The following is a 15321-nucleotide window of genomic DNA, read 5'->3' as shown; positions in this document are numbered from 1 at the left end:
TTTAATGATTATTAGTGTGATCTTAATAATATGACTGGTGGCGACCTAACAGGTCTTCAGCATCATTTTATTATCTCACTTCAAAAATATAGGTCTTACCTTTCTCAGTATTGAAATCGAACACCTTCGTTTCAGGGATTTCGAATCCTTTCAGTTCCGCTTTCCCAGATGTTAAAGGCGTTTTAATTGCATTCACTTGATAATATTCATTAGGATTTTCTCCTTTTGCTAGACGAAACTGATTTTTTGAAGATATTAAGGATAATTTCGCATCAATTTTTATTCTTGCATTTCCACCTAAAGTAGATTTTATGTTTAATTTCGTCAGCCTAGAATTTTTCCAGTCCATATCGATCTCAAAACCGCCTCTGGCTTTCAAGCCTTTCACGGAACCGTTCGGTAATGCATCAGGAAGTGCTGGAAGAAGGTATAAGTAGCCGTCGTAACTTTGCAGTAACATCTCCGCGATCCCTGAGGTACACCCAAAATTTCCATCGATTTGAAACGGTGGATGTGCATCCAAAAGATTCGGGTACGTTCCTCCAGATTGACCTTTGGTCTCCATCGGAGCAGGTGTCAATTGGTCTGAGATCAATTTAAAAGCTCGGTTTCCATCCAATAGTCTTGCCCACCAGTTTACCTTCCAGCCCATAGACCAACCTGTGGACTTGTCACCACGGTAAAGCATTGAATTTTTTGCAGCTTCAGCCAGGTCAGCATTCCTGAAAGGCGAGATCTGTCCTGAGGGAAATAAACCGTACAAATGCGATATATGCCTGTGTTTGTCATTGGTTCTGTCCATATCTTTCAGCCATTCCTGCAATTGGGCGTGCTGCCCGATCTGCATTGGCGGAAGTTTGCTTAAAGCTGTTTTAACTTCATCAGAAAGGACTTTATCTTCATTAAGGATTTTTGAAGCATTAATAAAGTTGTTGAAAACATCAAAGACCAATTGGTTGTCCATCGTAGTTCCAGCCGTGATTCCCACACTTTTCATATAAGTGTTCTCGGGCGACATCGAAGGGGAAACCACCAGATATTGCTTGGAAGGATCTGGCTGAAGAACATCAAGATAAAATAATGCAGCACCTTTCAAGACATCATAATTCTTTTTCAGGAAAACTTTATCTCCGGTGTATAAATAATGGTTCCACACGTGCTGTGTGAGCCAAGCGCCACCCATCGGCCACATTCCGTAGAAACCACCATCCACGATTCCTGTGATTCTCCAGAGATCGGTGTTATGATGCATATTCCAGCCTCTGGCGTGGTACATTTCTTTGGCAGATTCTTGCCCGGTAATTGATAGGTCCTGGATCATATCAAACAAAGGCTCGTGCATTTCGCTGAGGTTGGTGTTTTCTGCCGGCCAGTAATTCATTTCTGTATTGATATTGACCGTATATTTGCTGTCCCAAGCCGGATTCAGTTGATAATTCCAGATTCCCTGCAGGTTTGCAGGCTGTGTTCCCGGTTGTGAAGATGAAATGAGTAGATACCTTCCAAATTGGAAGTATAAAGCTACAAGATCTGGGTCACTGGAAGTTCCGAACTCTTTTATTCTGACATCGGTTGTCTTCTTTGCCTGCTCGGTTGTTCCCAGATCAAGACTTACGCGTTGGAAAAATTTCTGGTATTTTTCAATATGCGCTTTCAGTTCAGCATCATATTTTTTGTTTGATGCTGATTTTAAATATTCCGAAACTCTCGCATCAGGATTTCCCGAAAGGTCATTGTATTTTTTGAAATTGGTTGCGATTGAAACATAGACCACCACCTCATCCGCTCCAGAAATATTTAACTGATTTCCGTTCGAACTTAATTTCCCGCCTTTTAAAATAGGAAGAGCAATTGTTTTGAAGTTGATCTTCCCTGTTTTATTATCAACAGATCCGCTCGTTCCGTTGATCACCAGTTGGTCTTTCTCGGTAAAGATTGATTTTTTAAGATGTGGGGTGGAAGCATTGATGTTGAAATTCAAACTTCCTTTTTTGCTGGAAGATAATTTGATCATAATTACATTATCGACAAATGAGGAGAAGACCTCACGTTTGAAAGTCACGCCGTTCACTTCGTAAGAAACCGTGCTGACCGCCTTTTCAATATCTAAGGTCCTGTTGTAATTTTTAAAGTTTTCGTGACCTTTAAAATCCAAAAAAAGGTCGCCCATCGTTTGATACGGCATTCCGTAATTCAGGTCTTTTGAAGCCTGTCTAGGGTAGGTTCTGTTGGAAAGATCTTGTGCTTCTTCAAACTTGCTTTCATTCAGTAATTTTCTAATTTTCTGAATGCTGTCGAAAGTGTTCTTCGGAACGTTGTTTCCAGGCTCGCCAGCCCAAATAGTTTCCTCGTTTAACTGAAGATGTTCTTGAGTAGCACCACCAAAAACCATTGCGCCCAATTTTCCGTTTCCGATGGGCAGGGCTTCATTCCAGGTTTCTGCAGGTTTGTTATAGGTTAATTTTAAATTCTGCTGTGCTTGACCAGTTATGGAGAATACAGTTACTATAAAAAAAAGTGCAATTTTTCTTCGAATCATGTCGATTACGTTTATATAATACATTGATGTTGCTATAATTTTATATCAAAAAAATAATCCTTTATGAGATGCAAAATCCCTCAGTGTTCAAAAATAGTGATTTAAATTAATATTTAATCTCTAAAATATATTGATGGCGCACTTACGTTTCAGAGATTTGATCCCTACCTTTTAAATAATCGTTCATTAAATAAGTTGTGCTGAGTAATGCTTAATGACCTTTAGCTTGATACTCTGTAGGCTATTAAAAACAGGTCAACTGGAAGCCGGAACCAACTGGAAGAACAGCTAACAATAGTGATATGATACAAGTTTTACCTCTTTCATCACAGCATCTTTGTAAAGTAAATAATAACAATTAATTTTTAAAAAATGAAAAATAGAATCGTAGTTCTCGGAGCAACAGGAACAGTAGGAAGCAAAATTTCGGAGATCCTTTTAAACGAAGGCCATCAGGTAAAATTGGTAACAAGGAACCCGGAAAAGCTGGAAAGATTTCGAAACTTGGGTGCGGAAATCATTTCCAGAGATATGAGCGATATGGATACATTGACCAATGCCTTCAGAAATGCCGATAGTGCTTTTGTGCTATTACCGGACAATGTTAAGGCCGAAAATACAAGGGCCTACCAAAGACAGGTAACAAGTAAACTGATTGAGGCCATCGAAAAATCAGGCATCAGGTACATCGTAAATATGAGCAGTCTGGGGTCCCATATGCACGAAGGAAATGGGATAATGGGCGGGACCGGAGAACAGGAGGTCAGGTTAAATCAGTTGGACGATGTCAATGTATTACACATAAGGTCTGCCTATTTTATGGAGAACTTCTTAAGAACATTCCTTTGGTGAAAAACGAAGGGATAAACGGCACAGCAGCGGATGGCGACCACGCCATCCCTATGGTAGCAACAAAAGATGTCGCAGGAATTGTGGCTGGACATTTGGCAATTACCGAGTAATGTCGATTAATAATAATTGTTTAACAACGGCAAATGTTCCTTGCCTTAATGTCAAGAGTTTGGCTGGAGCAATTTCGTCCAGCAATTGCAAATATCCGCGTTTAGATTTTCGTTGTTGATTGACCAAATGCAATTTACAAATTTGAGTGTTAATTTTAAAGGTGGTCATATTTGGCTACATCAAAGTCAGATATAGATACATCGTCTACTGAATTTAGCCATAGATTTGTATAAACAAAATAGAAAAAATGAAAATTACACTGACAGGTTCATTGGGCAATATAGGAAAACCATTGGCAAATGATCTTATTTTGAAGGGACATGAAGTTACGGTGATCAGTACAGATCCGGGAAAAGAAACGGCTATTGAAGCGCTCGGTGCTAAAGCAGCAGTTGGTTCTGTTGAAGATGTAAAATTTCTTACGGCGGCATTTTCTGGGTCAGATGCGGTATACCTTATGGAACCGCCCGTAGACTTCTTTGATAAGGAATTGGATATAGCAGCCTACTACGGAAAACTGGGACGTAATTTCGTCGAAGCAGTTTTAAATTCGGGAGTGAAGCACGTGGTACATCTAAGCAGTATCGGTGCGCACACAAACAAAGATAACGGGATGCTTCACTTCCATCATTTGGTAGAGAATATCCTCCGGGAGTTACCTTCGGATATATCCCTGACGCATGTCCGTGCCCTTGCTATTTATTATAATCTTCTCAGCTTTGTTCCAGGAATCAAACATACAGGAAAGATCACTGCTAACTATGGTGGAGACGATATCATTGCCTGGGTTTCTCCTGTCGATGTGGCAGAAGTGATCGCTGAAGAACTTGATTCGCCTGCGCAGGGAAGAAAATTTCGTTACGTGGTAAGCGATGAGCTTTCATGCAATGAAACGGCATCCATATTAGGCACGGCCATAGGAATTCCTGATTTAAAATGGGAGCTAATTTCTGATAAGCAACAACAGGATAGACTGGTTTCAATCGGCATGGCGCAAAATCAGGCTGCCGGACTGGTGGAAATGAATGCGGCCATGCATTCGGGAAAATTGTTTGAGGATTATCAGCAGCACAGACCTTCGGCAGTAGGTAAAGTGAAGATGAGTGATTATGCCAAAGAATTTGCAAAAGCTTACAATGCCTAAGCTTGTCATAGTGCATTAATTAAATTTTAAACAGAAACAAATGAAAAATGTATTGGTTACCGGTGCTAACAAGGGTATCGGATTTGAGGTTGCCAAACAGATGGCTGAATTAGGATACCATGTTTTTTTAGGTTGCCGTGACCTTCATAAAGGTCTGGAGTCTGTGGATCAATTAAAAGAATCGGGCATTTCAGCTGTGGAAGCTTTAGAAATTGATGTATCAGACCTAAGCTCAGTTCACAACGCTGCTTCAACTTTAGCCTCCAAAATTGATGTGTTGGATATATTGATCAACAACGCCGGTACTGCTGGCCCACAGCCGCAGAACATCTCACAGTGTGACATATCGGTAGTCAAGGAATTATTCGAGACCAATGTTTTCGGCGTGATCCAGACCACACAGGCAATGATACCACTTTTGGAAAAAGCCAGCCAGCCGGTTATTGTCAATGTTTCAAGTGAAGTAGGCTCTCTAACCATGCAGACCAGTGAAAGCCGTAATCCAAACTGGGACCTGTACCATGTATACGGTTCAACTAAAACCGCCCTTAATGCATTTACTATTGCGTTCGCAAATGAGTTTAAAAATTCAAAATTCAAAATCAATAGTGTCACTCCAGGCTATACCGCCACTGATCTCAACGGATTCGCCGGATTTAAGACGGCGGCAGAGGGGGCAAAGCCTATTGTTAAATTGGCGACCATTGGGTCTGAAGGTCCGACAGGAAAATTCTTCCGGGAAGAAGGCGAAGTACCTTGGTAATAGTTAGGAATCTTAAATCTTAAACAGAAAGGAATGAAAATCTCAAATCAGAAAATACTTATTACGGGGGGAGCCTCCGGGATCGGTCTGGGACTTACCGAAAAACTGGTAGAGCAGGGCAATACCATCATTATCTGCGGGAGGCGGAAGGACAGACTTGATGAAGTGGCTGCGCGCTTTCCCTTAAGTGTAATACCAGTAGTATGTGACGTCTCACGGGAAGAAGAGGTGCGAAAGCTTCATCAATGGGTTGTAGCGAACCATGCTGATCTGAACATATTGATCAATAATGCGGGTATCCAGAACCGGATGGATATCGCAGATGCCGATTTTTACGTCAGAGCGGTTAAGGAGATCAACGTTAACGTTTTGGCTCCGATTTTACTTATCAGCCTGTTTGCAGGACTGCCAACAATGAAGACTATTGTGAATGTTACCTCTGGCCTGGCTTTCGTACCTTCTGCAGCCATGCCGGTTTATTGTGCGACTAAAGCGTTTCTGCGCTCATTTACACTTTCTCTCCGGAAGCAGTTTGAAGCGCGGGGTATAGCAGTTATAGAGATCAATCCTCCTGCCCTACATACGGACCTTGGCGGACCGGGCCACCATGATGGATATCCGGAAGTAAGTGAGTTCATCGATTCCATTTTCAAGCAGCTTGTACAGGGCAGTAAGGAGCTGACTTTCGGTTACAGCAAAGAAAGAGCAGATGAAAATAACCGTACCATCACAGACATTTTTAACAAGATGAACCCATAGCTGAACTTTGCGGGTAAATTACTATATTTAAATAAAAGCCTATTTTAAAATGAAAGAAGTACGGAAGTTAAAATCGTTGATTGAATTTCACCGTTCGAGGGGTTTGCTTCCACCTCAACACCCGCTTATCAGTGTGGTGGACTACGCAGATGTACGTTTGTCACCGGAAAATAATAACGTGAATTGGGTGTTTGACTTTTACTCCATATCACTCAAAAGAAACGTGGCTACTAAGCTAAAATATGGACAACAGCAATATGATTTCGACGAAGGTATACTATTCTTCATAGCACCCGGACAGGTGTTTAACGTTGAAGTACGCCAGGGGAAGCAGGATGATAAATCAGGCTGGATGTTACTGGTACATCCTGATTTTTTCTGGAATGCAGCGCTGGCGAAAAAAATAAAGCATTATGAATTCTTTGACTATTCAGTGAACGAGGCACTGTTTTTATCAGATACCGAAGAAAGCATCCTTAATGGTATTATTCAGAACATCAGGCAGGAACACCATTCCAATATTGATAAATTCTGCCAGGATATCATCATTTCCCAGATCGAAACGCTGCTGAACTATTCTGAAAGGTTTTACCAAAGACAATTCATTACCAGAAAAATTACAAATCACCAAATACTTGACCGGATGGAAAGTTTTCTCAACAGTTATTATGAAGCTGATGATTTATCAGGAAAGGGACTCCCTACGGTAAAATTTTTGACGGAGGAATTAAATATTTCTCCCGGTTATCTCAGCAGGCTTTTAAAGGATTTAACCGGACTGAGTACGATGCAGCACATACAGAACAAAATTATAGAGGAATCCAAAATAAAGCTGTCCACATCAGATCTATCCATTAGTGAAATTGCTTATCAACTAGGTTTTGAGCACAGCCAGTCTTTCAGTAAATTATTCAAAGCAAAAACCAATCTCTCACCCGTGGAATTTCGTTCCTCGTTTAATTAGGTGAATAGTATCGAATTTTAACATCTTAATTATTGTGATGAATCGGGTTTTTAAAACCTTTTCCTCTTGGTGCACTGAAAAACATTCCATCATTAACGATTAGATTGAACTTGTAACTATTTTTGAGATAAAATTTATATACTCTTTATGCTACATTTTAAGAATGGTTCAATATTAAATTTTGAGACTTTTTTGACAAGATCTCCAGTTTAATATTTATTTTGATAGACAAGTTCGGTTTTCAGAGTTTTAAAAAATTCTTCGCTACAGCATTATTATAACAATTTCCTTTTATGCATTAGTTTTTATTTTATTTTGGTATACGTGATGTGCTTCGCAATTCCGCTCATACTTAGTCAATGGAAATCAAGTTATCATGATCCTGGAAAGGACAGTGGAGCCCTGCCATTTCCTGAGTGGCAATACTGATGCCCTAAGTCTTTATCGTCTCACTTAATGACCAGCCGATATTATCATAAAGTTTCATATTGAAAAACCGGCAAAAAGCCGCTTTTTTGATTTATTCTTGATTAAAGATTACCAAAAGATTGTAATCCCCTGATCTTTTCAATGCCTGTATCATCCAGCCATTCTTCGAAGCTTGTCAATTTTGGTAACCAGGATGATATCAGCTTATCATCGATAGGATCGTATCCTTCTTTTGCTACCATCTCTACCAGTTTTGCAAATATTTCACTTTGCTGATAAAGCATTTCTAAAGGAACCTGTACAAATTCTATAGGCTGATCTAATTTTTTCTCTAGCAGTTCCAGTACTTGTCTAGGTGTAAAAAGCTGACCGCCAAAGTCAATGGTCTTGCCATTGAAATCGCTATGGTTCTGAAATATAATACGTGCAAAAGTTCCAATGTCTTGAGTAGTAACCCATGATATTGCGGTCTCTTCAGGCAAAGGGTTGATGAATTTACCTTCACCCAATCCAAAGCTTGGCAAAAGAAGATTTTCCATAAATGAGGCAGGCCTGATCACCGCACCCTGTAATTTACTTTCCAATAGATATTGTTCAATGGTAAATTTAAATTTTGGGCGAAATCTATCCTGTTTGTCAGAGGCCATAACCGAAGAATACAAAACAAACTCAATTCCCTGTTCCTCTGCCAATTTGATGGTTTGGATTCCTAATTCAGCTTCCTTTTCATCTGTCTCTTTGCTGGAGACCCATACTCCGGGAAGAACCAAGTAAAGCCCGTCCACTTTTTTAAATGTATCTTTCAAAACATCAACGTCTTCCAGATCTCCTTTTACTAAAACAGCTCCTGCATCTTTTAAATTTCTTGCTTCTTGTGACTGGGGATTCTTGTCAATGCAAACACTTCAAAATCGTTTTGCAATAGTTCATACACGGTGGCGCTTCCCTGATTTCCGGTCGCACCTGTAACCAATATTCTTTTCATTTTAAAATTCTTTGAAGCAAAATTACTTTCCTTATTCATTATATTTGTGTTTAGTAACCTATAGGAAAGTGTCATGGAAAAGAAGATAAAACCCTGCATAGAAAATGAAAAGATCTTAAAGCAAAGATTTCTGGCGCTAAGAGATACATTGGATCTATTGAGTGGAAAATGGCGTTTCTGTATCCTTCTCAATCTCCATTATTATGAGAAACTAAGATTTAAGGATTTCTTTGAAGTGTCGAAAGGTATTTCTCCCAAAGTGCTTAGTTCTGAGCTGACGACCTTGGAAGCCCATCAGCTGATCCAAAAGATTGTTGAATATACACCTTCCAAGGATATTACTTATTATGTATTGACAAAACACGCTCAGGAGATCTGGGAGGTATTGAATACATTGATCGAATTTGGTCTGTCGAACCGTCAGGAAGTTTTAAACTCTTTTCGATCGGATAAAAATTAATTCCTATAGATAGATCAAGTTCCTGTGACTATGTTATATTCTAATATGACCAACTTGTTCTTCGAATAATCGGGCAGAAAAGTGATCACCAAAATCAAAGATTAAGCTTTTAATTATGCATCCAAATTTTTATCCGTGATCTTTCTTCCATTGCATTTTTAAATCAGCATACATCTCGTTTTTCTCAGCCTCTTTCCATTTTTTGTAGAAGATATCGGCAGACCTGGCTTTTTCAGGATCACCAGTTCCCCGTGCCATTAATTGATAATCTTTTTCAGCCTCGTATTTCTTTCCACCTTTATAATTGGCATATCTCCTTGCCCGGGTAAACCCCATTTGGAGGTATTTTCTGGCCATATCTGCACCGACAAAATCATTCGCTTTCAGGTAGTCCAAGAAAAGTATGAAGATCTTCTCTGAGCTTTCTATTGCAATTTCCGCATTTTTGAAGCGCCAAAATTTGCCGATCTCAGATTTGTACGGTTCACAGATCAATACACCCTGCTCACCTTTCCCTACCTTATATCTTTCTGGATGTTCTCTGTAGTCTATATCAGGCTTCCAGGCGTAATCTGCTGCTTTGAAACTTAAATAACTTGGTTTGTGATTGCTCATGGTACAAACGTAACAAACTGGATGCCTTTTAATAGATTTTCTTGAATGAGTGAATACAAAGGAAGTTCTGCCATTAGCCTACAAAATTCTGCGTTCAGCCTACAAATATGAATTTAAGGCTTGCTAATTTTGTCTTGTTAAATAAATATAAAATTATGGCACAGCAAAATAGAGTATGGTTCATTACAGGAACCTCACGTGGTTTCGGACGTGTATGGACAGAAGCAGCATTGGAACGTGGTGATAAGGTAGTTGCCACGGCAAGAAAATTGGAAAGTATTTCCGATCTTAAAGAAAAGTACGGAGATAATGTATTGACCTTGGAATTGGATGTCACAAAACCTGATCAGGTCAAAGACGCTGTTAAAAAGGCCCACGAACATTTCGGGAAACTTGACATCGTTTTAAACAACGCTGGTTACTCATTGGTCGGAACGATCGAGGAAGCGACAGCGGATGAGATACGAGCTTTGTATGAGACCAATATCATTGGTCCCGTAACGCTTATTCAGGCGGTATTACCTATATTGAGAGAACAGGGATACGGTCATATTTTAGGAACTTCAAGTAATATCGGGCACTTCACTTTGCCTGTCATTGGATATTACAGTTCGTCAAAGTGGGCTTTCGAGGCGATTCACGAAAGTCTTTCAGAAGAAATAAAACAGTTTGGGATCAAGGTCACCATTATTGAACCGGGGGCTTATGCGACGGAATTCGGTAGCCAGGAGTCATTGAAATTCTCGGGAAGTATTGATGTCTATAATGATTTCAAAGCTGAATTTATCAAAGGTCTTTCTTCTTATGAGCAGGGAGATCCGAATGCCACAGCGCAAGCCATTCTCAAAGTGGTAGACTCTGAAGACCCACCGTTACGCTTTCATTTGGGAAGTCATAACCTTCCCCTAATCAAGGGTATTTACGCAGATCGAATTGCCCTTTGGGAATCTTGGGATGAGGTTTCAAGGTCTGCTCAAGGAAATATCAAATAATCTGGAAACAACCGATCATAGCTTTATGATCGGTTTTTCTTATCTTTAATAAAGAATTATGAAAAAGGAAGAATTAACACCTACCAAATTTAGGTCGCTCACTGAGGCGCATCTTTTCTTTGACCTGCCGAAGCCTAAACATCCGCTTATCAGCCTCGTCAACGAAGTACATAGCTTTATGCCACAAGATAAGATGTACCACCGCCATGTTTTAGGTTTTTATAAAATATCCTACAAACCGAAATTAAGCGGAAAAGTGGAGTATGGACAGGATTATTATGACTTCGACCAGGGTGGGCTATTGTTTGCAGCACCTGGACAGATCGTTGGCGGAAAGGGATCTGAAGACTCTGCCTGCTCTCAATTTTCACTTTTTATCCATCCTGACTTTTTTTGGGGATACCCGTTGGCTAAAAAGATAAAGCAGTTCGGTTTCTTTTCCTATTCCATAAAAGAGACTTTACACCTTTCCGAAGAGGAAAAAAATACGGTCCTGTCGATTTTCAGTTTTATGGAGACTGAACTCAATTCCAGGATCGATGACTTTAGCCATGATGTGGTCATCTCACAGATTGAATTACTACTAAACTATGCTAACCGTTTTTACAAGAGACAATTCTTAACCCGTAAAACGGTTGCCGGCAATCTCCTGGAGAAATTTGAAGCATTGCTGGATGAGTACTTCAAAGATGATCTTTCCGTAGAATATGGACTCCCATCCGTATCATACTTTGCTGACCACCTGAACCTTTCCCCAAGCTACCTTAGTGATATGCTCAGGTCACTTACCGGTCAGAGTACACAGCAGCACATCCACGACAGACTGATCCCAGAGGCAAAACAGCTTCTTTCAGCTACAGACCTTTCAGTAGGTGAAGTTGCCTTTGCATTGGGTTTTGAGCATTCACAATCTTTCAATAACCTTTTCAAGTCCAAAACAAAGCTGTCACCTTCAGAATTCAGAAGATCTTTTAATTGATCTTCGTCGGGTTGTGTATTTATTTCAATAAGCCATAACTTTGTTTCCGCTGTGAATTATAAAAATAAAAAATGATAAATGGAGGAACACGAAGTTAGTTACCCGGTATACTCTCCGACGTCCGTCATAGGGATCTTCAGCAATGCCCTGAAGCTCAACGCCACGGTCAATCTGATCTACCTTAAAGGGCGATATGCCTATGGTGGTGGTAAGTCTTATGGCAACTACTACTATGACCATCTGTTCTCCGAAGCGGACAATATATCCATCGGCGTGCGTGTATCTTCATTACTAAGGAGCAAGATCGCCAATAATGAGATCTATACTTTGAGAGGTTATATTGAGAAAAGCATCAAAAATTCTTCCATAGAATTACGCTTTGTGGTCGATGAGATCATCCAGCAAGAGGAAAGGTCCATATCCGAGGAAGAACTGGAAAGGTACGGACTGATCCAGAAAAAGTTGGAGACAGGGTCAAAAGACCTTGAGACCTTGATAAGAAATAAGATCCTGAAAGATGAGAAGGTCAGAGTTGCCAACATCTATGGTAACAACGCCATTGTCCAGAAGGATTTTTCAGAGGGACTGGATGTTTCTCAAATGTATTTTGATGTTTCAGATCACCCCTGCAACATTACCTCGTCCACAGCGATCATTGCAAAACTGAAAGAAATTTCTGCGTCGGATTATGATATCGTTGCTTTGGTAAGGGGAGGAGGCGACCGCCAGAGTATGGAAACATTCAATGACCTGAAATTGTCAGAAGTATTCATAGACATGTATCCAGTAACGGTGACAGCCATCGGGCACACGGTTGACGAAACATTATTGGACAAGTTGGCGGACAAGCGTTTTCATCTGCCCCACGATTATGGGGCCGGACTCCATGCAATCGCAGAAAAACTTTCGCACGAAAGATCCAATTCAAGGGCCTTATTGATCGATGAGGTCAAGAAAGATGTAACCAAGCAGTTTTCTGAGCAGGTCGAAACTCTTGAAAAACAGCTGAAGAAGAAAAATGAGGAATTTGCAGAAGCTCAGAAAACATACAAGGAGCAGAGCGAGGCGCATAACAAGACCTATTCTGAGCAGCTTAAGGTGAGAAATGAAGAATTTCAGAAACTTCAGGAGACCTCCACCAAACAGGTTGAAGATCTTCAGAAAAATTTTCAGGAGCAGCAGAAACAGCGTATTGCAGAAATGGAAAGCTATAAAAAAGAGATCGCGATTTTGCACGAAAAGAATGTGCAGTCTGCTATCAGTGAAAAGACCGCTTCATTGTTGGTCAATCTTGAAACATTGAAACAGGAAAATGCCAGATTGAATCAGGAAATTAAAGGCAGTAGAACAGATTACACAAAGGTTATAATAGCTTTTGTTATTGCATTGGTCATTGGTTTTTTCATCGCAAGATCATTACAGTGATGCTGCTACATCATTATGTGATCGACTGCTTTGTTTCAAAATTATTTTTTGTGATCATTCGGGCTGATTGATCACAAAGCGGACCAAGGGAAATTCCTCTTTGATATGGCCTCGGATGCGTTGTATGGCTTCTGTGATCTCCTCTGTATCAAGATGTTCTTCAAAATCAATGATAAGCATCAATACAACTTCCTCAGGTGATTGGTAAGTGGAGAGTATACTTTTTGTTCTTACCACGGCAGCATCCTTTTCAGCCAGTTTTGCGATCTTTTCTCTTGTTTAGGGGGCAATACCTTCTCCCATTAAAAGGCTCCTGCTTTCCCTCGCCAGGATAAAGGAGACAAAGACCAGTATCAATCCTACGATGACCGAGGCAATACCATCTAATTCAGGGATCTGAAAAGAATGGCTGATCCCCATCAATATCATCACAACGATCAGTCCTGCCACTGCCGCACCATCTTCAAAGACAACCAAAAAGCTTGCGGGGTCTTTGCTTTTGATGATCGCTTCCCACCATCCAACGCCGTTACGGGTCTTGTTGAATTCTTTGACGGCGATAAATAGGGAAGTTCCCTCGAAGATCAATGAGAGCACTAAAACGATATAGTTCCAGAAAGGGTCTTTCATCAGTTCCGGTTCCATTATATGTGAGATCCCCTGATAAATGGATAGAGCACCCCCCAGACCGAATATCAGAATAGAAACGATAAAGGACCAGAAATAGAGTTCCTTACCATAGCCGAAAGGATGCGACTCATCAGCGGGTTTCCTGCTCCTTCTCAATCCATACAATAATAACAGCTGATTGGTGGTGTCAACGGTAGAGTGGATCCCTTCCGAGATCATGGAAGAGCTATTGGTAAATGCCCCGGCAATAAACTTTGTTAAGGCTATGAGCAGGTTGGCGGCAAGTGCACTGTAAATTGATCTTTTATTATTGGCCATTTAGATGGATGTAAAATATGAGACAGATAAAATTTAAAATTTAAGGGTGGCGGTCAAATATCATTTTTCCTTTCCTTAATTAAAATTTTGGACCTCATTCCGGATATGATTCGTTCTCTATGTAAAAATCCCCAGTCTGCTATGGTAGTGGTGAGCTCTTTAAGCGATTCCCCGTATTCAGTTATTTTGTATTCAACAGCTACAGGTGCCGTGTTCAGGACATGACGATCTATCAATTCGTTTATTTCCAGGTCCTTTAGCTCACGGCTGAGCATCTTGCCGGAGATGCCCTTGACCTCCTTTAAAAGTTCGGAATAGCGCATCGGCTTATAACACAGGCATGCAATGATGGACATCTTCCATTTCCCGTTTAAAATTTCCATTGTATCGCTGATCGCCAGTATTTTCTGGCTGCAATCCTTTACCAGATCAAATTCTTGTTCCATAGCATTCACTTGGTTACCCTTTTGTCACTATAACTTTTTGTCACTTAGTTACAAAGGTACACATTGATGCTGTAACTTTGCCCATCTAATTTATAAATGACAAAATGGATCTAATTAAAAATCTACAATGGCGTTATGCTGTCAAGAAATACTCAGATGAGGTGGTCACAGAAGAAAAGATCGACCAGATTGTCGAAGCCATCAATCTTACCGCATCGTCGTGGCATCCAGCCCTATCGCCTCTATGTCATTACCGACCCAGGGGTTAGACAAAGATTGGGACAAGGGTCATTCAATTCTCAAATTCATGCTTCCTCCCATTTATTGGTCTTTGCGGGATTCAATGAAATAACCAGTGAATACATCACAGATTATATTGACATGATGGAGCAGCAGCGGAATTTGGAAAGAGGAGGATTGAAAATGCTGTCGGATATGTTGATAGAATATTTCTCTCCTCAGACGCCCGAGCAAAATGCGATCTGGTCGGACAAACAAGCCTATATCGGTTTGGGTACTGCTTTGATCGCAGCGGCAGAACTTAAGGTGGATGCCACGCCTATGGAAGGCTTTGATCCGAAATTGTTTGATGAGGTTTTAGGTTTGTCTGGAAAGGGTCTTCACGCATCGGTCATCATGTCATTGGGCTTTCGGGATGCTGAAAACGACCATCTTGCGTCGGTTCCAAAAGCCAGACTTCCGATCAATGAATTTTCTACTAGGATAAATTAAAGACTTGTAAGGCTTCAATATCTTAAGTCCTGAACAACGCAGTTCAAAATAAGCCCTACATACCTGAGGGCTTATTTTGATTTTAATAATCAATTACCAATATCTTTGTATGAGATCTTACTAAAAAAGAATATCTATCTACCGATAGAACACAACGAAGTTAGTTATCCAGTATACT

The 15321-nt window shown here is 40.4% G+C and carries 16 protein-coding genes; 10 read left to right on the top strand and 6 right to left on the bottom strand.

From position 1 onward, the window contains the following. Positions 1-70: 70 nt before the first annotated feature. Positions 71-2539 (bottom strand): glycoside hydrolase family 95 protein, encoded by a 2469-nt coding sequence (locus ODZ84_RS05550; protein WP_266176002.1) that lies wholly within the window; start codon positions 2537-2539, stop codon positions 71-73. Between the two features lie 372 nt (positions 2540-2911). Here ODZ84_RS05550 and ODZ84_RS05545 point away from each other — a divergent pair, with 372 nt between their 5' ends. The 5 genes from ODZ84_RS05545 to ODZ84_RS05525 all read left to right on the top strand — a co-directional run bounded on the left by ODZ84_RS05545 (position 2912) and on the right by ODZ84_RS05525 (position 7132). Further along, the gene (locus ODZ84_RS05545) at positions 2912-3391 is read left to right on the top strand and encodes an NAD(P)H-binding protein (protein ID WP_266176001.1); all 480 of its coding nucleotides are present in this window, start codon (positions 2912-2914) and stop codon (positions 3389-3391) included. 358 nt (positions 3392-3749) lie between these two features. Then, positions 3750-4646, top strand: coding sequence for an SDR family oxidoreductase (locus tag ODZ84_RS05540; RefSeq protein WP_266176000.1), 897 nt, complete (start codon positions 3750-3752; stop codon positions 4644-4646). 40 nt (positions 4647-4686) lie between these two features. Next, positions 4687-5409 carry an SDR family oxidoreductase gene (locus tag ODZ84_RS05535; RefSeq protein ID WP_266175999.1) on the top strand — a complete coding sequence of 241 codons (723 nt, stop codon included), beginning with the start codon at positions 4687-4689 and terminating at the stop codon, positions 5407-5409. A 33-nt stretch (positions 5410-5442) separates the two neighbouring features. Further along, a complete protein-coding gene (locus ODZ84_RS05530) occupies positions 5443-6168 on the top strand; it encodes an SDR family oxidoreductase (RefSeq protein WP_266175998.1) in 726 nt (241 codons plus the stop codon). A gap of 49 nt (positions 6169-6217) precedes the next feature. Then, positions 6218-7132 (top strand): helix-turn-helix domain-containing protein, encoded by a 915-nt coding sequence (locus tag ODZ84_RS05525; protein WP_266175997.1) that lies wholly within the window; start codon positions 6218-6220, stop codon positions 7130-7132. Between the two features lie 530 nt (positions 7133-7662). On the opposite strand, the gene ODZ84_RS05520 is transcribed toward ODZ84_RS05525, so the two are convergent. Together ODZ84_RS05520 and ODZ84_RS23740 are read right to left on the bottom strand one after the other, a co-directional pair. Next, the gene (locus ODZ84_RS05520) at positions 7663-8457 is read right to left on the bottom strand and encodes an NmrA family NAD(P)-binding protein (RefSeq protein WP_456298825.1); all 795 of its coding nucleotides are present in this window, start codon (positions 8455-8457) and stop codon (positions 7663-7665) included. Continuing rightward, positions 8418-8546, bottom strand: coding sequence for an NmrA family NAD(P)-binding protein (locus ODZ84_RS23740; RefSeq protein WP_456298822.1), 129 nt, complete (start codon positions 8544-8546; stop codon positions 8418-8420). The genes ODZ84_RS05520 and ODZ84_RS23740 overlap by 40 nt, the downstream gene beginning before the upstream one ends. 73 nt (positions 8547-8619) lie before the next feature. Here ODZ84_RS23740 and ODZ84_RS05515 point away from each other — a divergent pair, with 73 nt between their 5' ends. Next, complete coding sequence (locus ODZ84_RS05515; RefSeq protein WP_266175996.1) at positions 8620-9006, top strand: winged helix-turn-helix transcriptional regulator; 387 nt, start codon at positions 8620-8622, stop codon at positions 9004-9006. A 129-nt stretch (positions 9007-9135) separates the two neighbouring features. Here the strand turns inward: ODZ84_RS05515 and ODZ84_RS05510 are convergent, their stop codons facing one another. Continuing rightward, a complete protein-coding gene (locus ODZ84_RS05510) occupies positions 9136-9621 on the bottom strand; it encodes a DUF4385 domain-containing protein (protein WP_266175995.1) in 486 nt (161 codons plus the stop codon). Between the two features lie 155 nt (positions 9622-9776). On the opposite strand from ODZ84_RS05510, the gene ODZ84_RS05505 reads away from it, so the two are divergent. From ODZ84_RS05505 to ODZ84_RS05495, 3 genes are all read left to right on the top strand, one after another. Beyond that, a complete protein-coding gene (locus ODZ84_RS05505) occupies positions 9777-10613 on the top strand; it encodes an SDR family NAD(P)-dependent oxidoreductase (protein WP_266175994.1) in 837 nt (278 codons plus the stop codon). A 58-nt stretch (positions 10614-10671) separates the two neighbouring features. Then, positions 10672-11592, top strand: coding sequence for a helix-turn-helix domain-containing protein (locus ODZ84_RS05500; protein ID WP_266175993.1), 921 nt, complete (start codon positions 10672-10674; stop codon positions 11590-11592). A gap of 78 nt (positions 11593-11670) precedes the next feature. Beyond that, positions 11671-13017, top strand: a complete 1347-nt coding sequence (locus ODZ84_RS05495) for an exodeoxyribonuclease VII large subunit (RefSeq protein ID WP_266175992.1) — start codon at positions 11671-11673, stop codon at positions 13015-13017. Positions 13018-13296: 279 nt separating this feature from the next. On the opposite strand, the gene ODZ84_RS05490 is transcribed toward ODZ84_RS05495, so the two are convergent. Continuing rightward, positions 13297-13965, bottom strand: a complete 669-nt coding sequence (locus ODZ84_RS05490; RefSeq protein WP_266175991.1) for a cation diffusion facilitator family transporter — start codon at positions 13963-13965, stop codon at positions 13297-13299. Between the two features lie 53 nt (positions 13966-14018). After that, positions 14019-14411, bottom strand: coding sequence for a winged helix-turn-helix transcriptional regulator (locus tag ODZ84_RS05485; protein WP_266175990.1), 393 nt, complete (start codon positions 14409-14411; stop codon positions 14019-14021). A 276-nt stretch (positions 14412-14687) separates the two neighbouring features. Here ODZ84_RS05485 and ODZ84_RS05480 point away from each other — a divergent pair, with 276 nt between their 5' ends. Next, complete coding sequence (locus tag ODZ84_RS05480) at positions 14688-15143, top strand: nitroreductase family protein (RefSeq protein WP_323670683.1); 456 nt, start codon at positions 14688-14690, stop codon at positions 15141-15143. Positions 15144-15321: the final 178 nt, after the last annotated feature.

The sequence above is a fragment of the Chryseobacterium fluminis genome (assembly GCF_026314945.1).
Lineage (GTDB): Bacteria > Bacteroidota > Bacteroidia > Flavobacteriales > Weeksellaceae > Chryseobacterium > Chryseobacterium fluminis.
This window is presented reverse-complemented; position numbering and strand designations above follow the sequence as displayed.